The sequence below is a fragment of the Pseudomonas vranovensis genome (assembly GCF_040438935.1).
GTDB lineage: Bacteria > Pseudomonadota > Gammaproteobacteria > Pseudomonadales > Pseudomonadaceae > Aquipseudomonas > Aquipseudomonas vranovensis.
Map to the genome: position 1 here is coordinate 4,945,009 of NZ_CP159259.1, position 23,357 is coordinate 4,968,365.

The window sequence follows — 23,357 nt, forward strand, 5'->3', positions numbered from 1 at the left end:
CCGTCGACCACAGCAAACTTAGAGGGGACTCCACGCCGGCCGGGACTGCCGCCACTGACGCGGGCTCATGCCATGGGTGCGGCTGAACGCCCGGGAGAACGCACTGACCTCGGAAAAGCCCAGTTGTACCGCAAGTTCAGAAATCGGCAGCGAGGATTGTGCGAGCTTGTTGCAGGCGATGTTCCAACGCACATCGTCGACCAGGGACGTGAAAGTCATGTTCAGGTCGTTGAGCCGGCGCTGCAAGGTCCAGCTCGTCAGATTGAGGCGCCCGGCGATCAACTTCAAGTTGAGGTCCTGATGGTCGAGTGCCTGCTGGATCTCGCGACGCACGCTGTCCACCAGGCTGGCCTTGCTCTCGATCGTGGGCATGTTGCGTTGTATGGTCGCGCTCAACAATTGCAGGAGCAGGGCGTCCTTGTCGGGCATCGGCCGCTCGAGGCAGCTGCGTTTGAAAATCATCGCGTTGCGAGTCTGGCCATACAGCACCGGTGCATCAAAGAATTTGCTGTGCTTGTGCCAGCCTTCGGGACGCTGATGCTCGAACAGCACCTGCTCCGGCGCCCAGCGACTACCCAAGGCGTGACGGGCCAGGTTTGTGAACGCCGCCAGGGTCATTTCGGCGTCCTGGCGCTTGTGCGCAATGGCGCAATGCAGGATCTGGTATTCGAGGCGACAGACGCTGCCTTCGTCGCAAAGTCGCATCAGGGTGTTTTGCTGGTGGCCGGCAAACAGCCGCGACATGGCGCAAAACGCATCCCCCAGTGTTGGTGAACTCAAGGCGATGTAGCCGAGCAGGCCGATGTTGGCCGGCTTGAACTGACGGCCAAAATCGAGGCCGAAATTGTCATTTCGGGTCTGCCGGCTGCCCTCTTCAAAAGCGCCGCAGAATCCGGTCAATGGAAGACGGAGGGTAGGGTCGGCCAGCAGTTCGGGGTTCAGCCCGGCGTTGCCGAACACACTGTCGGGGTCACCCCCTTGCAGGGCAATGAATTCACCCAAACCATGGGCCGCCGATGCCACCACCGTTACATCGGCGGTACTGCTGTGCTGATGTGCGTTATCCACCGGGATGCTCTCTCTGAATCAAGGCTTTCAGAAAAAACAGCATCTTTTATGCCATTGGCACCCACCCTTGAGACCTTCCTCGACAGATGGCCGAGGCCCGAAAACACGGGACTCCACGGCCCCCGGAAGGAATGCAACGATATGACAGTGATGACGAAATCGAAGGATTATGTGTCACGGGGAGACGAAGCTGTAACATTCTGTATCGAAATGATACGGGCATGTCGGGACGGCGCTTTGACGTGCCGCCCCAGACCTCTTCAGACCTGGATCAGTACCGATTTCAACTCGGTATAGTGTTCGATCACCGCACTGCCCATTTCCCGTCCTAGGCCCGATCCCTTGTAGCCACCAAAAGGCAGCGACGCATCCAGTATCGTGTGGCAATTCACCCACACCGATCCTGACTTGATTTTCGGAATCGCCCGATGGGCCGTGGCCAGGCTGGACGTCCAGATACTGGCCCCCAGGCCATAAGCCGTGTCGTTGGCCATGGCCAGCACTTGTTCAAGATCATCGAAGGGCAGGGCCGTCAGTACCGGGCCAAATATTTCTTCACGCACCACCCTGTGGTCTTGGCCCACGTTGACCATGACCGTGGGTTCGTAGAAGTAACCGGGGCCGCTCGGCTTGCCGCCGCAGACGACTTCCGCTCCTTCACTGAGCCCCACGTCAATGTAGGAATCGACTCGGTTCACCTGGCGCAATGAAATCAACGGGCCCATTTGCGACCTCGCGTCGAGACCATTGCCAAGCGTGATGGAGCGCGCGATGTTCGCCACGTCGGCCACTACCCGATCGAATACCTTGCGGTGGACGTAAAGCCTGGAACCGGCACAGCACACCTGGCCCTGATTGGCGAAAATGGCGTTGGCAGCGCCGATGGCAGCGGCATCCAGGTCGGCGTCCGGCATGACGATGACCGGTGATTTGCCCCCCAACTCCAGCGTCACCCGTGCCAGGGTATCCATCGCCGCCTTGCCCACCTGCTTGCCCACCGCGGTGGATCCGGTGAAGGTCAGTTTGTTTACCGCCGGGTGGCTGGCCAAGGCGGCACCCACTTCGGCGCCCGTGCCGGTTACTACGTTGAACACACCGGCCGGGTAACCGGCTTCCATGACCAACTCGGCCAGGCGCAGGGCTGTGAGCGGCGTTTCATCCGCCGGCTTGAGCACAATGGTGCAACCGGTGGCCAACGCGGGTGCAAGTTTCCAGCACGCCAGCAAGAAGGGAACGTTCCAGGCGACGATCGCACCGACCACGCCGACCGGTTCGCGCCGGGTGAAGCCGCTGAACACTTCGCCCAAGCCCAACTCGGTGGAAACGTTGAGGCTGGCGCCTTCGATCTTGGTCGCCCAGCCGGCCATGTAGCGCAGGTAATCGATGGCGAACTGTATATCGCCCAGGGAAACCGACAGCAGCTTGCCGTTGTTGAGGGTTTCCAGCTCGGCCAGGTGCTGCTTGTCGCGCTCGACCAGGTCGGCCAGGCGCCACAACAGGTTCTGCCGATCCCGTGGTTTCAGGCGGCTCCAGGCGGAGTTTTCAAAAGTTTGCGCGGCGTTGCGCACGGCGCGGTCGATATCGGCCCGGGTGCCCGCAGGCACCTTGCCCAGCGGCTCGCCGGTGGCCGGATCATGGAAGGACATGGAGCGGCCTTCGACGGCGGGTGTCCAGCCGCCATTGATGAACATCTGCAAGTCACGGCCGAGAAATTGTCGGGTTTGGGGCAGTATCGAAAAGACAGTCATGATCGATCCTTTGATAGGGGGGCGGGTAGAGAGCTAGAGCTGCGTCTGGCGCACGAATGCCTGCAGGGTGCTGTCGGACATGTCGCCACCTGGCAACTTGATCTTGCCCAGGGGCTTGAGGGTTTCCGGGTCGAAGATGGCGACGTCATCGAGACTGCCGCCCAGGTACAACTTGCTCCCGGATTTATTGAACGCCACGCAGTAATAGGTGTGATCGAGATCGGCCCGACCTAGCAGCTTCTGTGACTTGATGTCGTACCGCGCCAGCTTGTTGAGCACGCCCCAGATCTGCCCGGGGTGTTGGGGCGAGCGCAAGCCGGTGAAGTAGATTTCCGTGAACGGGGCAAAATCCTTGACCGTGCTTTTCCCAGTCTTCAGGTCGATGCTGATGTAGCCGTAGACATAGTCGGCGGTCTGCAGGTCCTGTTTGCCGTCCTTGAATTTCGGCGCCGTGTACAGCAGCGTGAAATCGTTCATGTCGGTCTGGTGCGGCCACACGTAGAGGATGTCCGGCGCGCCGTAGCCGGGACGCTTCCAGTCCCGGGTCGCCACGGCGGTGGTGTATTTACCGGTGTGCACGTCGGTTTTGAAGATGCCGGTGACACCTGCCATGTACAGGCTGCCGTCATCGGCCGCCATCAGGATGGAGATCTGCCTCGGCACTTCGAAGGTACGGGTGGGTTTGGCCTGCAACCCGCCATCGGCGGCGTACACCTGCAAGCGTGGAGGCAGCGCTTTCATGTGGTCGCTGTACAGAGTTGAGGGATTCGCCACGCTGTAAATTTCCTTGCCGTCGTGGCTGACGGCAATGGAGAACATGGCGCGCGCGGACTCGTTCGGATTGATCGCCAGTCGCGCATGAAACACGGTTTCGCAGCTGTCCATGTCGACGCCATATAGGTCGCCGTAGTGGTTGTTGAGGATGTAGGCGATCTTGCCATCCGGCGACACTTGCGCTGTTCCCGGCCCGTAGGAATCCGGCAGGTCACAGGACTTGTAGATCTGGTCCGTGGCCATGTCGATCACGTGCAGGTTGTTGGGGAAATTCAACGCCACCATGTACTCATGTCCGTTTTCCAGGGCACGGTTATCCTGGGCGACCACCAGGGTGCTGACGCCTGTGAGGCAAACGAGAAGTGAGAGGGCTTTAATTGTTTTCATAGTCACTTCCTGATCAGTTATTTGTCGTCCGGGAACACGGTTCCCAGATTGCGCCAGCCTTGTGCCGAGGCGTGGGCATCCTTGTTCCAGTCTGGGTAGGTGCTCATCATGTCGGGCACCTGGGCCGGCCACCAGCAGGGGTCGGAGCAGCCGTAGAGATCGGCTTCCATGGGTTGGCACAACGACGACACGCCACCGAACGCATCCACTTCCCAGCCCGGGTCGGTGGTCGAGGTGCAGCCCGCCACCGAACTCATCGCGACCACTTCTTCAATGCGGTTCTCGTCCGCGGCCTGATCCAGCTTCAACGCTTTGTTATTGATTGCCTTGAGATGTTTCATATCAGTGAGCCTTGCGCGGAGTGATGTAACTGCTGATGAACGCAGGGTTGTGGGCCATGATCCGGGTGTAGACCTCGATGCCGAAGTCGACCCAGTCACGCATCAGTTCGCAGTAGTGATAGGTCGGGTGAGTCGGGTCGCCGTACCGCGCGTAACTCTCGTGGTAGCAGCCGCCGGAGCACAGGTTGCGGATCTGGCAGTCTTCGCAGCCAGTATTGGTGCGGTCCAGGCGCTGGGACAGGAAGTCGTTCAGCTCGACCTGTTTCACGCTACTGTGAACGTTGCCGAAGGTCGGCAGGCTGGAACCGGTGAAGCGGTGGCAAAGGTTCAGCTCGCCCTTGTGATCCACCGCCAGCATCTTCAGACCCGCGCCGCAGGGCAGGGCTTTCTTGTGGCCTTCGTGGATGTCGGTGATTAACTGGTGCAGGTTGGAGAAACCGATGTTGCGGTGCTCCAGTGCCGCTTCCAGGTAACGCCGGCCTAGGGCCTTCATGTTGGCGAACACCTGCACCAGTTCATCGCTGGTGAGGTTGAAGCTGCTGATGTCGCCGGAGGTCACAGGGGCAAAGCCGACTTCGGCGAAACCCAGCTCGTTGAACAGGTGATCCCAAATGGTTTCGACGTCAGTGACGCCGGTGGTCAGGGTCACTCGCGCGCCCACCGGGCGGCTGTTGTAGCGCGACAGCAGCATCTCGGCCTTGCGCCGCACCACGTCGTAGGTGCCCTGCCCGCCCACGGTGATGCGGTTACGGTCGTGCACGGTTTTCGGCCCGTCGATGCTCACAGACAGACCGAAACGGTGGGCGTTGAGATAGTCCACGGTGTCTTCGGTGAGCAGCGTGGCGTTGGTGGTCATCACGAACTCGACGAACTTGCCGGCCTCGCGAAAACGCTTTTCACAGTAGTCGACCATGTACTCGAGCAGCTTGCGGTTGCTCAGCGGTTCGCCGCCAAAGAACACCACGGTGAAACGCTCCTCGTCCGGGGATTCACGCAGCAGCATTTCCACGGAGGCGATGGCCGTTTCCACGTCCATTTTCTTGCCGGCCGAAGGCTTGTCGAGGTCTTCCTTGTAGCAATACGTGCAGCTCAGGTTGCAGCCGGTGTTGACGTTGAGCACCACGGTGTTGATCGCCGTGCGCTCGACGCGTTTGGTGGCGATGTCCGGGGTCAGCGGCGAGCCGTCACTGACCAGTTCCAGGGCCATCAGCTCGCGCAGGGTTTCAGTGACTTCCTCACCGTTGAAGCGCGCAGCGAGGCGCTGGATCAGGTCGTCCGATGAACAACCTGGTCCGCGCAAGGTGTCGATGATGGTGCCCGTCAGTTCATCGCTGGCGAACAGCGAACTGCTGGGGATGTGGAACAGCATGCGGTCGGCATCGACATGCACTTCGTGCAGGTTCCGCTCAACCAGATTCAAGATAGCGCCCATTGCCAACCTCCTGTGCAGGACCTGCTTGGAGGACCTACGATCATTCCGAAAAAGTATCTGAAGCCGATGCAGTCGAGTTTCGAACATCACGGAATGGGGGGGTTGTTCCAGCGTTGCACGCCAACAATCATGTGGCCTTCGCCGGTCAGGAGTTTTCCCGCGTCATTGACGGCGGCAATCACCTTGAGGTTGCCGGCATTGTTGGTGGACATCTTGCGCGCCGGATTCGGCCCGGCATCGCCCGGGGTGAACACGCCCGCGTCAGCCTGCATGGTGCCGGCGAATTTGACGTCTTCATCCTCCTTGGCGCGCTCGTCGAAGGCTTCGACTTTCCACTGCGCCGGGAACACACCGATTCGATAGGGCTTGCCATCGGCGCCCATGCCCCAGGCTTCCGCGTCGAAGCGGCCTTGGACCTTCGGCGTCGAACCGCCACCTTCGCCGATGCGCGCGACCAGATACTCCGGCACCACCTTGACGCTGGCGATATCGTTGTAAACCGCCAGGCTTGTGCCGTTGAGCGAGCCGACGCTGATAGCGTGCAGGCCCGGGGCCGCATCGCTGGCGGCTTTGATCCTGGCCTTGATGCGCTCCGGAGTCTGTTCCAGCACCTGGACCACTTCAACACCTTTGCCGAAGTCCGGCGCACCCTCAAGACCGCTGCCGATCAGGGTGAATTCAGCTTCGCCTCCTGCTTTCAGATAGCCCGGCTGGATGCCCAGCAAGCGCTGTGTACCTTGCTGTGCCGCCTGGAAGTCCAGGCCCCGCTCATCATGGGATTTGTCGAACATCCGGCCTTCGAGGGCACCCTTGCTGGCGGCAAACACCTGGCGCATGATCACGCCGTCGATGCTCACGTTGCCGCGCCATTCGTAGCCGTTGTAGAGCACCGCGCTGCCTTCACCGTTGAACGGACCGCCATCGGCGTATTGGCCCTTCATGATGACTTTGAAAGCGTCACCGCCTGCGTTGGTGACGTCCATGAGGCCGAATAACTCCCCCTTGCCCGGCATATGCCCGCTGAAACTCCACTGCCCGATCAGCGATTGCGCCTGTGGCCGGGTTGCCTGCCAATCGGTCCAGGCTTTGCTGTCCAAGGGGTATTGGCTAGCCAGTTGCGGCAGTATTTGCTTCATCGCAATCGGCAACCAGTCACGATCTCGCGCTAGAGCGTGGTATTCAAGTGACGGAAATTGTGCCATGTGGAAATTGATCAGGTGTTCCCATTCCTGGGCCGGGCGACGCTGCAAAGCGATACGGGCGCCGGTGTGGCAGCGTGCGCACATGTCCGAAAACGGCTGTTCGAACGGCTTGATCGTGTTGAGACGACGCTCGATGGCATAGCGCATGCCGTCGGTTTCGGAAGGCGCCAGACCTTGCTTGTCGGCAAGGTACTTGACTACGGTGCGCCGGTCTTCATCATTGATGCTCAGGCCTCGCATGTTCTGCATGCGGCCGATCGTCATCAGCCAGCCTTCTGGCGTCTTGCGTTGATGACTGATACGGCTGAATGAATCATTACCTTCGGCGATATGACAGCCCACACAACGTTCCTTGATGATGGTCAGGCCATCACGCTGATTCGTCTCGGTAGGTTGCGCCGCAGGCGAGGCTGCGCTCCACAACAGCCCGAGCCCCAGTACATAGAGTCGTCTATTTATCTGCAACTGCCACCTCCACCGAATCGACCTTATTATTGGAGCCAACACGGTTGCTCTCGGTGGGGCATAGCCCGCCGTGCGCTGGCTGTGGCCATAGCATCAGGGGTTGCAAGCAAAAGTTTCTTTTCTTGCCGACACAAAAAATTGACCGCTAGTTACAAGCAATCGTGTTTAGAGATAAATAGCGAGGCCTGAAGAGGCTAGTTTTTCTGCAGAGAGAGGACTGTAGAAGCGAAGTGACAGACCGCTACTGGCCAATTTCTGGCTGTCGTGTCAGGCGGCTGTTGGCCGATTGTTGCCCGTCGCGAGAGGCACGAAACAACCCGTAGCCGACTCAATACGGGCATCCTTTTCGCAGCTACCTAAAACTGGGGCTATCCATCGAATCTCAAAAAAATTCGTCTAGGGTTATCAATCGAACTGATTACTCAAACGGAGTTTGAACCGATGAAAACCACTTTCAGCTACTCCTTGCTGGCTTTGGCAATGTCCGTCGTGCTGGCGGGTGGTGCCCAAGCCGATGGAGAAAACTCCTTCGGTAAACTAGCCGCCGAGGTGCCAGGCGTCCCCGCCGGCACCGTCATCACGCCTTCCAGTGCCACGGTGATCGCTCAGGATGCCTACCTGTGGGGCTGGCCAATCGTGAACGCGTTCAATCGTCGCGCATCCTTTGCCAAGGCACCCGAGCCGGGTCTGATGGGCGGCATTCTGCCAACGGCGCCGACCGGTTATGTCAGCATGCTCACCGACTATATCTCGCCGGCGCAGCGTTGGGTGGCGCACCCTAACCAGGACGTGGTGTACGGTTTCGGTTTCGGCGCGACCGACGACGATCCGATGGTGTTGCAGGTCCCGGATTTCGGCGACCGCTTCTGGGTGTACGCACTGTACGACGCGCGCAGTGAGGAGTTCTCCAAACTGGGCAAACAGTACGGCACCAAACCCGGCAACTACCTGGTGGTCGGCCCGAACTGGAAGGGCACCGTGCCCGAAGGCATCACTGAAGTGATCAAGTCACCGACAGAGTTCGTCGGTGCAGGGCCGCGCGCCTTCATGGACGACAGTGCCGAAGACCGCAAGGCAATTCAGGCGGTCCTCAACCAGGTGGTGGTTTATCCCCTGAGCAAATACACCGGCAAGACCGTCACAAAGGACTGGAAGGCCACGCCACACTTCCCTCAGGCGGAAAAATCCGCTGCGGAATCACGCTGGGTGATCCCCGAGAAGTTCTTCGACCAGTTGCCTGAAGTACTCGACAAGGTGCCGCCGTTGGCCGGCGAAGAGAGCCGCTACGCCATGATGAGAGCCATGCTCGATGCAGCGGCGAAAGACCCGGCGGTCAAGGCAGCTATCGTCAAGGCCGCGGTCGATACCGAAGAGAAGGCCGTCAACCCGCTGTTCTCCTTTCGCACCAATGGTTCGAAGTTGCCTAACGGTTGGAACTCACCGACTAACGTGGCGCGTTGGGGTAACGACTACCTCTCCCGGACGGCGACATCGAAATCGAACATGTACACCAACCAGCCGGAAGAGACCCGTTACTTCTTCCTTGAAGTGGACGACAAGGGTGAGCGGCTCAAAGGCGATCACCGCTACACGCTGACCTTCGCGAAAGGCCAGACACCGCCGGCCAATGGCTTCTGGTCGCTGACGATGTACGATCCGCAGCATTTCTTCGCCCCCAACGACCTAAAGCGCTATTCCCTGGGCACCAAGAACAGCAAGAACATGAAGTACAACGACGATGGTTCGCTGACCCTGTACGTGCAGCACCAGTCACCGGGCAAGGACAAGGAAGCGAACTGGCTCCCGGCGCCTAACAGCGAGTTCGAGGTGACCATTCGCACCTATTGGCCAAAACCGGAAGTGCTTAGCGGTGAATGGACGCCGCCTGCGGCCATGCGTGTGAAGTGATGAATGCCCGGGCAGCGGCTGACGGCAGCGCTACGATTTACTTCGGTCCCAATGCTCCGGTCGGGCTGGAAATCAACTGGATTCCGACTGCGGGTAAACGGCCGTTACCCGCGATGCGCTTCTACGGTGGCACCGAGGCCTTGAATAACAAGACCTTCAAATTGCCGGACATCGAATTGGCTGAGTGAATAGCGCAACAGCCATTGAGATCGAGACAAGCGCAGTCGAGATAAGTCATGCACCCGGGCCCATCGGTGGCTGCACGGCAATGCCGTGCAGCCAGCATGATTACTCGGCAACTGTCTCAATGGCCGGGAACGTGTACGCGCCTTCCTGCACCGCTTTGCTCGGGCCGTACATGCGCATGATGATGTAGATGTCTTTCTCTGGAATCGGCAGGTAGTTGGGATTATTGGCGTCGCCCTTGGCGCTCATCTCGATGGTGTAGGTGCCATCTGTGTTGGGCTTGAGCGTACGGTCGCCGCGGCTGTGACGGTTCAATTCGTTGTGGGCCATCAGGCGATTGTCCGAGGCATACACCGTGAACGACCAGAACTGGCTGACGTCGGGGGCCTTGAAGTGCATGCGGTACTTCTGGCCGTTGGCACCGCTCAGATGTTTGCCGGTGCTGTCGGTTTCCGATTTGAGGTAGACGCTTTCATCCGGTGGCAGGCCCCATTGGCCCAGGTAAGTACCTTCGGCAAACAGGTCACGTTCACCGTCACCCAATTGATTGCGGGTGCCCAGCAACTTGCCGGCGACGGTCATTTTCGGCGCCAGTTCCTTGATGTGCTTCATGCCCAGTTCTTCACCCTTTTTCGCTGTGGCGAGTTGGTCCGGGGTGAATTTTTCATTGCACGGTGCCAGGCCGATGTCTTTGTACTGGTCCAGCCACTTCTTGTCGGCGTTGCCCATGGTGCCATCGCACAGTACGGCGTTGACCCGTTGCAACCAGTTGGTCTTGGCCGGGTCGAGGTAAGTTCGTTGTTTTTCCTTTGGCCCCGGTTCGCCCAAATAAGCGGACAGCGTGCGCACATTCCAGTCGTCCATGTAGGTGAGCGCGACTTTTTCGTCTTCGGGGCTGGTGGCCATGATTCGTCCCATGACTTTCACCAGGTTGGAATCCACGCGGATCACTTCGTCGACGCTCGGCGGCACATCGCCTTTCCAGTCCTTGGCGGCGAACATGAAGTGGCCGCCTTTGGTGCCACGGGTGCGGGCGCCGATCATGGAGGTGGTGTAGTGGCCCATGTCCATGGTATGCAGCACCCAGTAACGCCCCTTATCCATGTCGGGCACGCTAATGATCACCGGTTCCGACGCGACGTCCAGCCAACCCATGAGGTGGAGAGTGTCGTTGTTGATTGTCGGGTGCGCGGTGTAGGTATCGTCGGCCAAGTGGCGGATGTTCTGGAAACGGTTCAGCGGAGTGTCGGTTTTCACCGCCGTTTCGTAGAAAAACTTGTAGGCCTCATCGATCGAGTAGGCGTAGATGAATGCGTCCTCGGCGACCTTGTCCGGTATCTGCGCAAAGGCTGGGAATGCAATCGAGAGTAAGGACGCCGCTAGTAGTGAGTTCTTCATGGACACTCCGGGTTGTCGAGAAACTTCATATTGTGTTATCGCTGCTTTTTTTAGTTATCACCGTGTCAAAATAAAAGTAAAGCATTGTTTGTAATGATTTAAATGACGCGCAAACAAACTTTTAGGCAGACGTTAGATGCTAAAAAAATGAAGCAAAGTGCGAAGAAGGTTAGACGCGATTTCCTGCCAGTGCCCGCTTCAATGCAAATGATGCACTTGATCGTGGTGGCAATTGATTGGCAGCAAATGCCAAGTGCCTGACGGCAAATGACAATTCTTCAGCCGGTAACCGTCGCAGTATGGAGACGTCGTAACAACCGTTACCCACCTTTGCATGCATGAGGAAAACAATAATGCCAATGCCTGTGCCGTTCTTCGATCACAAGGAACTGCTGACCCTCAATACCAACGAACTGCCGATCTATAAAGATGCCATGGCACCTTATTTCCCCGGCGTCGATGTACAGCCGTTGTACTTGGACCCGAATCTGGGTGTCTGGACGTTGCGCGTGATCTTTCAACCCGGCGTGCGCCTGCCATGCCATTACCACACCGGCCCGGTTCACCTGTTCACGATGTCGGGTAAATGGCATTACGTCGAATACCCGGATCAGCCGCAAACTGCTGGCAGCTACCTCTACGAGCCGGGCGGTTCGATCCATACCTTTATGGTGCCGGCCGATAACACCGAGCCCACCGACACCTTCATGGTGGTCTATGGCGCCAACATCAACTTCGACCAGGACGGCAATTTCGTGAATGTCATGGACGCCACCGACATCATGCAAATCGTCGATCGTCTGGTGAAGGAGCGCGGTCTGGAACCGGCCCGTTACATCCGCCCCGGCAATGCCGGTTACACGGTCGGTTGAGCATTCACGGCGGGCGCCGCAGCGCCTGTCAATCCCGCTACTTTGTGGAGAGTGCTCAATGAGCCATCCTGTCATGCCCGTCGGGGCTCAGGGCCAGTCGCCCGACGTGCCTCGTTCGGTTTTCATTACCGGTGCCAGTGGCTTTATCGGCCAGGCACTGGCCCGTCGCTACCGGGCACTGGGTGCCGAGGTTCGTGGCATGGATCTGCGTGCTGACCTGGCCAACGGTGTGGTCGCCGGCGACCTGACCCGCCCGGAACAGTGGGCGGAACACGCCCGTGGTTGCGAGCTGTTCATCAACACGGCCGCCGTGGTTTCGCTCGCCGCTGACTGGCAGCTGTACCGCGAGGTGTCGGTTCGCGGCGTGCGCAATTGCCTGGATGTCGCGATCAAAAGCGGCGCGCGGCGTTTCGTGCAGTTCTCCTCGATTGCCGCCCTTGGCTGGAATTATCCCGAGCAGGCAGACGAGCGCAGCGACGTGGTGATCGGTGATCACTACCGCTATGGCGTGGCCAAGGGTGCGAGCGAGCACGTGGTGCTGGCGGCGCACGCGGCCGGTGAAATCGAGTGCACGGTAGTGCGGCCGGGCGACGTCTATGGCCCCGGTTCCCGTGCCTGGTTGAGCGAGCCGTTGAAGATGGCCAAGGCCGGCGCGCTGATCCTGCCCAATGGCGGCAAGGGCCGCTGGACCCCGGTGTTCATCGATGACTTGCTCGATGGCGTCATGCTCGCCGCCGGCTTGCCGCAGGCGAGCGGGCAAATCTTTCACATCAGTGCAAGCGAGTCGGTGAGCTGCCGTGAGTTCTTCGGCAACCACTGGCGCTGGGCCGGACGCAGCGGTGCACCGCGTAGCCTGCCTTTGGGCGTGGCGCTGGCGCTGACCTGGGGCATCTGGACCCTCAATCGGATGATTCGACGGGCCGATGAGGTGACTCCCGACACCATGTACATGTTCGCGCGCACCGGTGGCATCTCGATCGACAAGGCCCGGCGCCTGCTCGGTTATGCCCCCAAGGTCAGTCTCGACGAAGGACTGCGCCGCTCCGAAGCCTGGCTTCGCGAGATCGGCCAGTTGAGCTGATGCCTCTGGGCCGCCGAATGCCGGCGGCCCGACCCGATAAGGAGAATTTCCATGAAAGCTGTTGTCATGCGTGACAAACAACTGCTGGTCGATTCGATCGCCGCGCCTACGCCAGGGCAGGGCGAGGTGCTGGTCAAGACACTCGCCTGCGGTATCTGCGGGTCCGACCTGCACATGTTTCACCACTGCGAACATGTACTGGCCAACTTCAAGCGCGGGCACATTCCGATTGCCTTTGATGACCAGCAAGACGTGGTGTTCGGCCACGAATACTGCGCCGAGATCCTCGATCACGGCCCCGGCAGCGACAAGAAGCTCAAGGTGGGAACGCGGGTGTGTTCGTTGCCGTTCGTGATCACCGCGCAGCATTTTCACCACATCGGTTTCTCCAATCGCTACCCGGGTGGTTACGGCGAGCAGATGGTCCTGGCCGAGCAGATGTTGATGCCGGTGCCGGGTGATCTGCCGCCGGACATTGCGGCATTGACCGAGCCTTTGACCGTGGCCGCACACGCAGCGAACCGTGCGCGCCTGGATGGCAGCGAGGTGCCGGTGGTGATCGGTTGCGGGCCGATTGGCCTGGCGCTGATCGCGATACTCAAGTCCCGTGGCATTGGCCCGATCGTGGCCTCGGACTTCTCGGCCGGGCGTCGTGCCCTGGCGGAGAAAATGGGCGCCGACGTGGTGGTCAACCCGGCCGAGCTGTCGCCGTATCAATCGTGGCTGCAAGTCGCGGCGCCCGAGGGTTACGACATCAACGGCCCGATGGCGCTGTTGGGGCTTGGCCCGCAACCCAAACCATGCGTGGTATTTGAGTGTGTGGGCGTTCCGGGGCTGATCCAGCAAGTCATCCAGAATGCACCGCCGCGCTCGCGGCTGATCGTGGTTGGCGTGTGTATGGAGAGCGACCGCATCGAGCCGCTGATCGGTATCGGCAAGGAAATGAACGTGCACTTCTCCTTCGGCTACACCGGGGAAGAGTTCGCCCACACCTTGCAAGCCTTGGCTGACGGAAAACTCGATGGCGCACCGATGATCACCGGGCGCGTGACCATGGATCAGGTGGCCGGTGCTTTCGCCGATCTGGCCCAGCCGGACGAACACGCGAAAATCATCATCCGCTTCGACTGATTCGTCGTCCTCAACCCCGTTTGTGCCGGCCGGCAGGTTGTTGGTCGGCACGTAATTGCGTGCGTCGCTCCCGTGGCGCCACACCGTACCAGCGCTTGCAGGAGCGGTTGAACGAACTCTGTTCGGCATAACCGAGCAGGCCGGCGATCTGTGCCATGGGCATGCTCGCTTCGGTCAGGTACAGCTCGGCCAGTTCGCGGCGTGCTTGCTCGACCATGTCCTCGAACACCAGCTCGTATTCGGCCAGCCGACGTTGCAGGGAACGTTCGCGCATCCCCAATTGTTCGGCAATCAGCGGCAGCGCGCAGCGCTGGGTGGGCAGCAAACGGCGAATCGAGGCTTCGACCTGGCTGCCGATGTCCAGTGGGTTGGCGGCACCGATGTTGCTGACGTAATCCATCATGGTGTCGTGCAACTGGCTGTTTTGCTGGTCAATGGGCTTGCTCAGATATTCCGGCAGCAAGACCAGCGCATTGTGCGCCTGACCGAAATAGGTGCGAGCGCCGAAGAAGCGCTGATAGCGACTCTGGGGTAATCGGGCCTCAGTGCGCGAGAGCACCGAGTGGGGGCGAAATCCCGGCCCGTAGAGCATTTGCAAGGTCTTGAACATGACCCCCAGGGACAGCTCGATGATCTGTCGCTGACGGGGTGCCGGGCGCAGGCGCAATTCATAGATCAGGTAGGCGTGTTCGGGGTCGATTTCGGTGTCCAGGTGCACTTGCACACCCGGGCTGTAGGTATGCAGGAAACGGGTGATTTCGATCAGGGCTTCGCCGACGTTGCGCGCGTTCTGCGCCACCACGGCCAGCGGTCCGAGAATCATGATGCTTTGGCGCTCGGCCAGGCGCAGGCCGAAGTCGATGCATTGCAGCTGATCGGCGCTCAGTTCGAGCAGGTTGATCATGGCGCGGTAGGGAAGCACCGCATTGCCGTTGTCGAGCAGTTTCGGCTCGATCTGCATCTGCTGCAGCAGGTCTTCGGGGTTGCCGCCCAGGTCTCGGACAAGTTGCGCATACCCGGTCAACGATGTGGTTTTGATCAGCGCGGTCATGGTTTTTATTGTCTGGTTTTGTGTGAAACGGTGGCCTGACGCAATGGTCTGCGTTTTTACACCGTGCTGACAGCTTAATGGATTGGCTGACAGCTAATGACAAATATCTGACGTGAACGGACAAATGTTTCTGCCCGGTCTCTCGGCATGCTTGTTCAAACAAACAAGAACGCTCACCCAAGGGCCGAGTCCGGCTCGCACGGTAAGGGCGATGGCGGAGATCTGCATGCGCAACAAGAACCATAACGTCCGTAGTTTCGTTAAACCGCTTGCTTTGGCCATTTCCTGCGCGTCAACCGGAGCGGTGCAAGCCATGCCTTTCCAGCTGGAAAACGGTTGGGAAGGTGAGTGGAACACCACGCTGTCCGTGGGCTCGCAATGGCGCGCCGAAGGTCAGGACCACGACCTCTACAGCGGTGCCAACGGCGCCTTGTTGGGCAAGTCCGGCGGTACCGGCGGTTCGGTGGACTCCGGTAACTCAACTACGACAAGGGCGACCGCGTCTCGACCATCGCCAAGTTCGTCACCGACCTGTCGTTGCGCAATCGCGACATGGGCGGCCTGGTCCGGGTCAAGGGCTGGTACGACGAAGCGCTGAAGGACGAAGACGTCAGAGCGAATGCCGTAGCAGTAGCCCACGATCAGCAGGCGAATCATCAGTTCAGGATCAATCGAAGGACGCCCGATTGGGCTATAAAAGTCGGCGAGATAATGGCGTAGATCGCTTAGATCGAGGCATCGATCAATGTTGCTCAGGAGGTGATTGGCTGGGATGTGATCTTCAATGTTGAACGAGTAAAACAGTCTCTCTTGCCCACTCGACAATTGTCCCATCATGCTGCGAATCTCCCCGCTGGCCGATGACCTGATTTTGCCGCAGGCCAGGCAGGAGATCTACTTTTTCAACAGAATCGGCCAAAAGCAGACCATCAACCAAGGCAGCTCGCCATAGCTTTCATTCATGAACTAATTCAAGTCGCATCTGACTCACCGTGGGAATAACAACGTCACAGCGAAACGAAAACCCCAGCCTTGTGGACCATCGTCAGGGCTGTTGAGCCAGTAACGTGGCCCCGCTTGCACCGTCAGTGGCTGGCCACCGATTTTCAACAATTGAGTCACCGTCAGGTTGACCGGCACTGACCATTCGCGTGATTGCCAGTTGTAGGTTGATTCGGTGTTCACCCCCCATGTGGTCAGGGTGCTGGTGGTGTAGGAAAGGAAGGGTTGCAGGAAGGTCTGGTTGACCTTGTCCTTGTCATCCGGTGGGCTGCCGTCCAAGCCCCAGATATGATTGGCCAGGATGCCGTGAGTCCAGCCATTTTCCTGTTTAAGGGCAACCGCTGTCGGGCCTATCCCCCATTGCTCGCTGCCGAGCAGTTCATCACTGCCCGTGGGAATCAATATCGCCGGGCCGACCCCGAGTATCCAGCCACTTTCCGTGGGTTGTTTGGGCGAGAAGAAAAAACTCTGCGTGATATCGCCGACACCGGATTTGTCCGCCGCGCCATTCGGCGCCAGGCCATGCTGATCGATGACTGGCAAAATGGTGCGGGAAATCAGGTTCCAGTCATCGTTAAAGGTAAACGGCAGCACGGGTTGAATATTGGTGACACTGTGCATCCCCTCACCGCTAGGCCCCATCTTCTGATCCCAGTTGTACTGCACCGGCAGGCTGTACATGGCCGCCACCGGGTTCAGGGCTTTCTTGGCCAGCTCTGCCGAATCCTCAGCCTGAGCCCTCGGCATGAACACCAGCATGGCGACCAGCGTTGCTCCAGCACTTAAAAACTGCTTGTTAGCGCCCATATCTGGTCACCTATGGCTTGATGGTCAATGGGTGACAGGCTTTGGCTCTGGCAATTTGTACTCGTTGTTCTGAACCGACTTGTCGGGCATATAGACCCGGAACGCGAGTGTCCAATTGTCCGTGGGTGCGGTCAGCAAGTTCGCTGCATCCTTGCCGCAGCTTTGCGGACTGCCAAAGTGCAGGGTGAAGGTCTTGCCATCCTTGTTGGGCACGATCTCGTGGTTCGAAAGGCTGGAGCCCTCCTCGGTGTGCAGGTAAAGATCATTCCCGTAAATCGTCATGGAATAGAAACCCAGCTGCGGGTTGGCCATGCCAGGCACGGGGTAATTCGCGGTGTAGCAGGTGTCTTTCTTGACCTTGTATGACTTGAAGGAATACCAGGCGTGCTGATCAGGCAGCAGCCCGGTCGCCACTGCCACACCGACGTTGATGTCATCCTGTGGAATGGTGCCACGAGCCCCCATGGTTTTGCTTACCCCACGGGTGTCGGCCACCTTCACGTAGTGCGCTTTAACTTGCTTCAGTTGCTCCTGGTTCCAGTCAATGGCCTTGAAGGTTTTTGGCGTGTAGCCGGCTGGAAAACTGACCTTGTACTGATCCTGGATGGCATTAGCCTTCGCCACATCGGCTGGATCATTGGGGTTTACTTGTGTACGGATATTGACCACGACGAAATTGGTGACGGTTTTCGGGTCGATGGTGTATTCACCCTCGCCGTAGTAGACGTTGTCGGTGACGTGGTCGTGCTGCATGACGTGCACCGAGGTGTAACGGCCATCGCCCTTGGGCACATGGATGGTGGCGCCGTGAGACGCGTCGATGATGGCGAAGGAGTACAGCGTATCGCGATTCATCAACACTGCTGGCTGCTTGTCGAGTTCCATGGGTTTGCGGTGGTTGTAAAACTTGTTAGTCGCTCCGAGTTTCACCTCGTTCTGCATTGACTCATCCAGTGTGGCGAAAGCGAAATTTTCTGGGGTGACAGCCACATTCTTTTGTCCTACCAACGTAGTTTCCAATTGACGGGCAGCATCCAGGCTAAGCAGAGGCGTTTTCTCCTCGGCCTGTGCCGCATGGATACTCATTGCCAACAGACTCAACAGGACAGTAGTTGGGGCCAGTAAATTCATCTAGAACGCTCCTTGCATAGATTAAAGTAGAGCTTGTCAGTGATTCAGCAATGCAATGCCCCCGGTTGATGGGAGGTCTAATGCCATTCGGCAGATGCGGTCATCTGGCACGCAGCTGCCACCATCGATAGGCCTTTTTTTTGTCCGTTACTTCACCTTGATGACATCGTCAGGCTTCCAGGTTTGGTCATAAAACGCGTCTTCCGCACCATAGAGGCGCAAGGCAACCAGGAAATTGCGACCGGGGATGGTCTGGATGAATGCGGAGTCCGCGACATCAGCGGGCTTGTCCGGCCCGAACCAGATTTCGATGGAACCGTCCGACTGCTTGGGAATGTCGTAATAACCGTTGGTGGAGGGCATCAGTTGCTTGGTCTGTGGCATTGTGCCGTCGGTGATGTTGTAGGCCGTAACAGCCCAGAACAACGCTGCCGGTGCGTTCGGCGGCAGACGCAGTTTGTAGGTGCCGCCACCTTCGAGGTATTTCCCGTCCTTGTCCCGCGCGGTGAACGGATACTTGGAACCTGCACCCGTGGTGTGCATCACCATTGCCGGTGCTGATGAATAGGCGAACTGGAAGAAGTTGGCGCGCTGGCTCACGTCCAGGTAACTGTCTTGCATCCACTCCGCCGTGCCACCCGCCCAGGTGTTCTCGTACTGGCGATCCGCATAGTAGAGATTACGTTTGTCCTCGCGCCCCAACTGGCGGTTAGCGAGGATCATTCGAGGCGCCATCTCGACCGCCTTCTTCAGCAGGGCCTGCTGCTGCTCGGTGGGTTTGAACGGCTCGCCCTTGATGATACCGATGGACGCCAGCACCCCGCGCAGTTCCGGGTCAATCGCTTCTACCGGTTCGTAGTCGACAAACGCCTTCAACTTGGTCCAATACTCGTTGTCCGTCGGATACATCATGTTCAAGGCCTTGCCGCTAGCGTCCGGAAACTCCATGGGTTTGACGTCTTTCTCCGTCGCCCACAAAGGATAGACACGGGTAGTCTCCGCAGACTTGACCGCCGGCGCCGGATCAGGCTTGCCCTCGCCCTTGGCCATGACGGTGCGGAAGAACAGAAACACGTTATAGGTGCGCGATTTGACGGCAAAATAGCTGGCTGGCACAGGCCCGGTATAGTCCGGTGGCAATATCAGATACAGGCCGCCTCGCGCGCGGTCTGGCCCCACGGCACCGACATCGGTGAGCGTTCGCTGGAAGAAGTCGGTGAACATGCCAATAACGTTAGGTGGCGCCTTGACCACTAGCGGCCCGGTTTTCTTCAGATCCAGATAACTCATGGAATAGATCACGTCAGCATTAGGCGTCGGCACCATGGCGCGTGAATCCATACGCTGCTTCCAGATCGGCAGCACGTTGTAGCCGCTTCCGAACGCTTTCTCCGATCCATCACGCAAGCCAATGACATTGAGTGCCGGCAGCATGGTCATGTAAGCGTGAATTGCGCGCTGGTAGTACAGCTCGTCACGCAGGGATTCGGCCTCCTTCGGATCGAGCCAGTTGCCATTGTTGAGCTGTTTGAGCAGCGCAGAAGAAGGCGCCTGTTCCTCCGCACTGACCATTGGCGTGAAGCATAGCGCGATGGCCAACGTCGAGGCGGTCAGCGCCATGGCGACTGAAAGTTTCTTTAACGCGTGAGTCATCTTCGATGTCCTTGCATGGAAGCGTTTTCAATCGAAGCGTCGGATTGCTGCAAGGCCATCTATAGAGGCTTTCTTTCAGCATCCGTGCTCCTCATTTATGTGCTCGGGAGTCTAGATGCTGAGCGTGATATTACAAGGAAGGCGGGCAAGCCAGCGCTGAATATAGAGCCTGAATTGAGTCATTTACAGAGCGCTTATAAGGACTACTATCAGCGGATGACTCTTCGCCACAAACTGAATACGTCTGACCCACAAGCGGAGACTTCGATACAGCGAATCCGCTTGTGCGTTTGCACCCCTCGTGGCTGTGGACTTTAATCAGCCATCAACTGTCGCGGTTTCGTTAAGCAAATTTGAGTGACGCCGCCTCTCTTTCGAGGAGTAAACACGGATGTATGCAATGAAATCACTTTCTGCTCTCGCCACCGTCGTGGCCTTGGCAGCGAGTTCGACGATGTCGTTTGCCCAAACCGACCATTATCAGGATCTGGTAAACCTGCCGACGGAAAATAATCGTCCTACCGCAGCGACCACCCAAACCCTGATGGACGAACTCACGTTCCAGCGCGCCATGCAGACCTATCTCTGGGCCATGCCGCTGCTGAACACCGCCGGTATGCGCGATGGAGCGGCTCAGGCCTTTGGCACCGGCTATAACATCATGCCGGTCTGGGCCAAACGTCTGGATGCCAAGACCAAGATCACGACTCCCAACTCCGATCTGATCTACGGCATGGTGTTCGAGAACCTCGCCAAGACAGGCCCTTTGGTGTTCGAGGCTCCGGCCAAATTGCAGGGCATCCTGTTGGACTTCTGGCAACGGCCGATGCCGGTGGACGGTCTCGACTATGCGGGCGATGTCGGTCTGCCAGGGCCGGACAAAGGCGCCGGCGGCAAATTTTTGATCCTGCCACCGGGCTACAAAAAAGAAGTACCAAAAGGCTATTACGTTTACCGGTCCACCACCAATAACGTGTTTATTTTCCTGCGTTCCTTCTACACCGACCCGGCCGATACCAGCCCCGCAGTAGCGTTACTCAAGCAATCACGGATTTATCCGCTGGGCCAGAAGGAGAGCGCGAAGCCGATGCAGTTTCCGGACGGCTCGGGTCGTGAGCTGAACATGCTCCCGCACAGCGACTTCAGCGCTTTCGAACAACTCAAGCAGATCGTTGACGACGAGGGATTGAATTTGGCCAGTCCCGACTGGCTGGGCATGCTGGCCGGTATCGGGGTCGTCGCCAACCAGCCGTTTGCGCCTGAAGCTCGCACCCGCGAGTTGCTCGATGCCGCTGCCAAAACCGGTTATAAGACCAGCCGCGCCATTGGCTTCCAGCCTGGCGTGGGCAAGGCTGACTTCCATGTGTACAAGGACCGCAAATGGTTGAACCCGGTCAATAACCTCACCTCCCGCTGGCCCAACGCACCTCTCGACCTGACTTTCCAGGCCAAACAAGGTGGCTACCGCCACCTGGATGTGCGCACCTGGTTTTTCACTGATTACTACTCCATCAGCCCAGGCATGGTCTCAATGACCCCCGGCAAGGGCGCGTTCTACATGATGACCTTTGAGGATGCAGACGGCGACCAGCTCAATGGAGACCAGAGTTACAAAGTGAATTTGCCAGCGAATATACCCGCTGAGCTGTTCTGGTCAGTGACGCTCTATGAAGCGGAGAATGCTTCGGGCCTGGCCAACGGCCAACCTTTCCCGTCTCTGGGAAAACTGGACAAGCCAGTGCAGAACCCTGACGGCAGTACCGATTTGTACATCGGCCCCAAAGCGCCAGCAGGGCATGAGAAAAACTGGCTTGCTACTGCGCCGGGCCGGGGCTTTTTCAGTATCCTGCGGCTCTATGCGCCAGCCAAGCCGGCTATAGACGGCAGTTGGAAGCCGGGAGATCTGGAAAAAGTTAAGTAGCCCCTGCAAAGCTGCCCGCTGAATGACAGCGGCGTAGCTTCGCATACAGACCAATCCCTATTAGTTACAGCGTGCGGCAAGTCTTTTCATGGGGCGGGCAACCGAGTAGAACGTCAGCTATGGGTTCTCTGCCGGTCTTCACTTTTGCCGATCAACCTGATGGTCACGCAGCTACTGAAAATTGGTAGTCAGCCACTGACGCTGCAAGCGGGGCCGCGTTACTGGGTAGCCCTGACGAAGGCCCGCAAGGTTGGGGGGTTCGTTTCGCCGTCACCTTGTTGTTCCCACGCTGAACAGCACTTTGGCCAACGGCAGGCGCTCCCGTTGGCCAAAGCTCATTAAAGGGTTTGCAGCATTTTCAGCTTTGAAACGATACCCCCTAATTGACGGCAGTCGGTTCCGGTATGGTGTATTTGCCGCTGATAACACTTTCGCCAGGGCGATAGATGCGCATGCCGAGGTACCAGTTATCACCCGGTGTAGGCAGCCAATTCGCAACCTCCCCACACTTCTCCTTCGGCCCGTAGTGCACCGTGAAAGTACCGTCTTCATTGAAGTGTATGGCGCGATTGTTCAGGTTGGAGTTTTCACTTTTCAGGTATTTATCGGCCCCATACATCGTGAAAGAAAAGAACCCGCCCTCCAGAAACTCAGGCTTGGCATAGGTCGCCTTGTAGCATTTATCACCACTCAAGCCGTAATCACGATAGAGGTACACGGCATCTTTTGCCGGCAGTAGCCCGAGTGCAACTGACGCACTGAGCCGAAGCATTTCCGGTTTGATGACCCCGCGAGCGCCTGATGTGTCGTTGAAGTTCGTTAGCTTCGCGGCCTCTTTTTGATATTCGGAACGAAGTGTCATGCGGCTGGCTTCATCCCAGTCGACGATTTTGTATTCCTTGGGCACCGTGCCCTCTGGCCAATTGACCTTGATGCCATCCTGAAGCGTTTTGACGTTTTGGGTGTCGGCAGGATCGTTAGGATTGATCTGCGTGCGCATGACCACCGCAGCAAACTCGGTTTTCGATTTGATCTCGAAAGTCCCTGGTGCGTAAAAAACCTGATCGGTGAAGTCGTCGTTCTGCATGATCATGGCCGACTGGTATCGATTGTCAGCTGATTTCGGCAAAGTGATGGTTGTGCCCTCGGGCACGTAAAACACACCAAATGAATACACCGTGTCACGGTTCATGGTGACCGCAGGCTGCTTGTCCAAGGGCATGAGCGCCCTGTCGTGGCGAAAGGCGTTCGACCCCACATCTTTGACGATATTTTTATAGGATTCGTCCACTTCGGCGCGGGCGTAGTTTTCAGGCGTTACCTGCATCCCGGCGTGTGCAGTGGTCGCCCCCAATAGGGTGGTACAGAGCAAAATCTTTCTCATGCCTATCATTGGTTCTATTCCTTTATTTCCCATCGACTGCAATTAAAAAGTAGTGCTAACCATGCGATGCATGTCGACCAGGTAAGCGAGATTGTGTGAAGGAAAGTGCGATTAACTTCCAACCCGAAGCGTAGTCGACAAACGAGATGAGGAGGGGCTTGCCGAATGCCAACGGCACTTTTGAAAACGAACCAACTATTGAGTCTGTTTTTGGCAGATTCTGTTGAAAAAGTCGGCCATTGCTTGCGCAGCAGAAAAGTACGCGTCCGAGATTGAAATCTTTACTTTTGGCAAAGACTTTTGGACTTAGATTTCACGTGCCCGCGTGCAAAAATGGCATTTTCACCCGTCAATGATCAGGCAGTTTGGGCAGACCGACTTTTTCAATAGAATCGGCCGAATTCCGCCTGTCGCG

19 protein-coding genes and 3 pseudogenes are annotated in these 23,357 nt (G+C 58.1%); 9 read left to right on the forward strand and 13 right to left on the reverse strand.

Translation table 11 applies throughout. From position 1 onward, the window contains the following. Positions 1-18: 18 nt before the first annotated feature. The 6 genes from ABVN19_RS22840 to peaA form a co-directional block, all read right to left on the reverse strand. Positions 19-1,068, reverse strand: coding sequence for an AraC family transcriptional regulator (locus ABVN19_RS22840; RefSeq protein WP_256585712.1), 1,050 nt, complete (start codon positions 1,066-1,068; stop codon positions 19-21). A 260-nt stretch (positions 1,069-1,328) separates the two neighbouring features. Beyond that, positions 1,329-2,819 (reverse strand): aldehyde dehydrogenase family protein, encoded by a 1,491-nt coding sequence (locus tag ABVN19_RS22845; RefSeq protein WP_105641096.1) that lies wholly within the window; start codon positions 2,817-2,819, stop codon positions 1,329-1,331. A gap of 30 nt (positions 2,820-2,849) precedes the next feature. Further along, complete coding sequence (gene peaD / locus ABVN19_RS22850) at positions 2,850-3,977, reverse strand: quinohemoprotein amine dehydrogenase subunit beta (RefSeq protein WP_105641095.1); 1,128 nt, start codon at positions 3,975-3,977, stop codon at positions 2,850-2,852. A gap of 17 nt (positions 3,978-3,994) precedes the next feature. After that, on the reverse strand, positions 3,995-4,318 hold the full coding sequence (qhpC, locus tag ABVN19_RS22855; RefSeq protein WP_105641094.1) for a quinohemoprotein amine dehydrogenase subunit gamma: 324 nt from the start codon (positions 4,316-4,318) through the stop codon (positions 3,995-3,997). Position 4,319: 1 nt separating this feature from the next. After that, positions 4,320-5,750, reverse strand: a complete 1,431-nt coding sequence (peaB, locus tag ABVN19_RS22860) for a quinohemoprotein amine dehydrogenase maturation protein (protein ID WP_105641093.1) — start codon at positions 5,748-5,750, stop codon at positions 4,320-4,322. A gap of 86 nt (positions 5,751-5,836) precedes the next feature. Next, positions 5,837-7,378 (reverse strand): quinohemoprotein amine dehydrogenase subunit alpha, encoded by a 1,542-nt coding sequence (peaA, locus tag ABVN19_RS22865; protein ID WP_256585721.1) that lies wholly within the window; start codon positions 7,376-7,378, stop codon positions 5,837-5,839. A 480-nt stretch (positions 7,379-7,858) separates the two neighbouring features. Between peaA and ABVN19_RS22870 the strand changes: the two genes are divergently transcribed. Both ABVN19_RS22870 and ABVN19_RS22875 read left to right on the forward strand, forming a co-directional pair. Continuing rightward, the gene (locus tag ABVN19_RS22870; RefSeq protein ID WP_105641091.1) at positions 7,859-9,325 is read left to right on the forward strand and encodes a DUF1254 domain-containing protein; all 1,467 of its coding nucleotides are present in this window, start codon (positions 7,859-7,861) and stop codon (positions 9,323-9,325) included. Further along, entirely contained in the window at positions 9,292-9,513 is a 222-nt protein-coding gene (locus ABVN19_RS22875) for a DUF1214 domain-containing protein (RefSeq protein WP_146117307.1), read from the forward strand. The genes ABVN19_RS22870 and ABVN19_RS22875 overlap by 34 nt, the downstream gene beginning before the upstream one ends. A gap of 100 nt (positions 9,514-9,613) precedes the next feature. Here ABVN19_RS22875 and ABVN19_RS22880 read toward each other — a convergent pair whose 3' ends face one another. Then, positions 9,614-10,909 (reverse strand): DUF1254 domain-containing protein, encoded by a 1,296-nt coding sequence (locus tag ABVN19_RS22880; RefSeq protein ID WP_105641089.1) that lies wholly within the window; start codon positions 10,907-10,909, stop codon positions 9,614-9,616. A 102-nt stretch (positions 10,910-11,011) separates the two neighbouring features. Here ABVN19_RS22880 and ABVN19_RS22885 point away from each other — a divergent pair, with 102 nt between their 5' ends. From ABVN19_RS22885 to ABVN19_RS22900, 4 genes are all read left to right on the forward strand, one after another. After that, positions 11,012-11,170 (forward strand): hypothetical protein, encoded by a 159-nt coding sequence (locus tag ABVN19_RS22885; protein WP_158259213.1) that lies wholly within the window; start codon positions 11,012-11,014, stop codon positions 11,168-11,170. Positions 11,171-11,262: 92 nt separating this feature from the next. Beyond that, positions 11,263-11,781: a 2,4'-dihydroxyacetophenone dioxygenase family protein gene (locus tag ABVN19_RS22890; RefSeq protein ID WP_105641088.1), complete on the forward strand. Its 519-nt coding sequence runs from the start codon at positions 11,263-11,265 to the stop codon at positions 11,779-11,781. Between the two features lie 58 nt (positions 11,782-11,839). Then, positions 11,840-12,862 (forward strand): NAD-dependent epimerase/dehydratase family protein, encoded by a 1,023-nt coding sequence (locus ABVN19_RS22895; RefSeq protein ID WP_218274684.1) that lies wholly within the window; start codon positions 11,840-11,842, stop codon positions 12,860-12,862. A gap of 51 nt (positions 12,863-12,913) precedes the next feature. Further along, positions 12,914-13,993: a zinc-binding dehydrogenase gene (locus tag ABVN19_RS22900; protein WP_105641086.1), complete on the forward strand. Its 1,080-nt coding sequence runs from the start codon at positions 12,914-12,916 to the stop codon at positions 13,991-13,993. A 10-nt stretch (positions 13,994-14,003) separates the two neighbouring features. Here the strand turns inward: ABVN19_RS22900 and ABVN19_RS22905 are convergent, their stop codons facing one another. Then, a complete protein-coding gene (locus ABVN19_RS22905; RefSeq protein WP_105641085.1) occupies positions 14,004-15,044 on the reverse strand; it encodes an AraC family transcriptional regulator in 1,041 nt (346 codons plus the stop codon). Positions 15,045-15,357: 313 nt separating this feature from the next. Between ABVN19_RS22905 and ABVN19_RS22910 the strand changes: the two are divergent. Continuing rightward, positions 15,358-15,764, forward strand: a pseudogene (locus ABVN19_RS22910) (DUF1302 family protein). On the opposite strand, the pseudogene ABVN19_RS22915 reads toward ABVN19_RS22910, so the two are convergent. The 4 genes and pseudogenes from ABVN19_RS22915 to ABVN19_RS22930 form a co-directional block, all read right to left on the reverse strand. Continuing rightward, positions 15,654-15,881: pseudogene (locus tag ABVN19_RS22915) on the reverse strand (transposase); the annotation flags it as partial. The pseudogenes ABVN19_RS22910 and ABVN19_RS22915 sit on opposite strands and share 111 nt — an antisense overlap. A gap of 150 nt (positions 15,882-16,031) precedes the next feature. Next, positions 16,032-16,805: a transporter gene (locus tag ABVN19_RS22920; protein ID WP_256585720.1), complete on the reverse strand. Its 774-nt coding sequence runs from the start codon at positions 16,803-16,805 to the stop codon at positions 16,032-16,034. Positions 16,806-16,877: 72 nt separating this feature from the next. Beyond that, a complete protein-coding gene (locus tag ABVN19_RS22925) occupies positions 16,878-17,984 on the reverse strand; it encodes a DUF1254 domain-containing protein (protein ID WP_105641083.1) in 1,107 nt (368 codons plus the stop codon). A gap of 147 nt (positions 17,985-18,131) precedes the next feature. Continuing rightward, on the reverse strand, positions 18,132-19,637 hold the full coding sequence (locus tag ABVN19_RS22930; protein ID WP_256585709.1) for a DUF1254 domain-containing protein: 1,506 nt from the start codon (positions 19,635-19,637) through the stop codon (positions 18,132-18,134). A 400-nt stretch (positions 19,638-20,037) separates the two neighbouring features. Between ABVN19_RS22930 and ABVN19_RS22935 the strand changes: the two genes are divergently transcribed. Continuing rightward, complete coding sequence (locus ABVN19_RS22935; protein WP_105641151.1) at positions 20,038-21,558, forward strand: DUF1254 domain-containing protein; 1,521 nt, start codon at positions 20,038-20,040, stop codon at positions 21,556-21,558. A 144-nt stretch (positions 21,559-21,702) separates the two neighbouring features. Next, positions 21,703-21,851 (forward strand): annotated as a pseudogene (locus ABVN19_RS22940) (transporter); the annotation flags it as partial. Positions 21,852-21,937: 86 nt separating this feature from the next. Here the strand turns inward: ABVN19_RS22940 and ABVN19_RS22945 are convergent. Continuing rightward, entirely contained in the window at positions 21,938-22,942 is a 1,005-nt protein-coding gene (locus tag ABVN19_RS22945; RefSeq protein WP_105641150.1) for a DUF1214 domain-containing protein, read from the reverse strand. Positions 22,943-23,357: the final 415 nt, after the last annotated feature.

Coding starts and splice junctions, on each gene's coding strand:
- ABVN19_RS22930 (WP_256585709.1), bottom strand. CDS start 19,637: ATGACTCACGCGTTAAAGAAACTTTCAGTCGCCATGGCGCTGACCGCC.
- ABVN19_RS22935 (WP_105641151.1), top strand. CDS start 20,038: ATGAAATCACTTTCTGCTCTCGCCACCGTCGTGGCCTTGGCAGCGAGT.
- ABVN19_RS22885 (WP_158259213.1), top strand. CDS start 11,012: ATGACGCGCAAACAAACTTTTAGGCAGACGTTAGATGCTAAAAAAATG.
- ABVN19_RS22945 (WP_105641150.1), bottom strand. CDS start 22,942: ATGAGAAAGATTTTGCTCTGTACCACCCTATTGGGGGCGACCACTGCA.
- ABVN19_RS22895 (WP_218274684.1), top strand. CDS start 11,840: ATGAGCCATCCTGTCATGCCCGTCGGGGCTCAGGGCCAGTCGCCCGAC.
- ABVN19_RS22925 (WP_105641083.1), bottom strand. CDS start 17,984: ATGAATTTACTGGCCCCAACTACTGTCCTGTTGAGTCTGTTGGCAATG.
- ABVN19_RS22905 (WP_105641085.1), bottom strand. CDS start 15,044: ATGACCGCGCTGATCAAAACCACATCGTTGACCGGGTATGCGCAACTT.
- ABVN19_RS22890 (WP_105641088.1), top strand. CDS start 11,263: ATGCCAATGCCTGTGCCGTTCTTCGATCACAAGGAACTGCTGACCCTC.
- ABVN19_RS22900 (WP_105641086.1), top strand. CDS start 12,914: ATGAAAGCTGTTGTCATGCGTGACAAACAACTGCTGGTCGATTCGATC.
- ABVN19_RS22920 (WP_256585720.1), bottom strand. CDS start 16,805: ATGCTGGTGTTCATGCCGAGGGCTCAGGCTGAGGATTCGGCAGAGCTG.
- ABVN19_RS22875 (WP_146117307.1), top strand. CDS start 9,292: ATGGACGCCGCCTGCGGCCATGCGTGTGAAGTGATGAATGCCCGGGCA.
- ABVN19_RS22870 (WP_105641091.1), top strand. CDS start 7,859: ATGAAAACCACTTTCAGCTACTCCTTGCTGGCTTTGGCAATGTCCGTC.
- peaB (WP_105641093.1), bottom strand. CDS start 5,750: ATGGGCGCTATCTTGAATCTGGTTGAGCGGAACCTGCACGAAGTGCAT.
- ABVN19_RS22880 (WP_105641089.1), bottom strand. CDS start 10,909: ATGAAGAACTCACTACTAGCGGCGTCCTTACTCTCGATTGCATTCCCA.
- qhpC (WP_105641094.1), bottom strand. CDS start 4,318: ATGAAACATCTCAAGGCAATCAATAACAAAGCGTTGAAGCTGGATCAG.
- peaD (WP_105641095.1), bottom strand. CDS start 3,977: ATGAAAACAATTAAAGCCCTCTCACTTCTCGTTTGCCTCACAGGCGTC.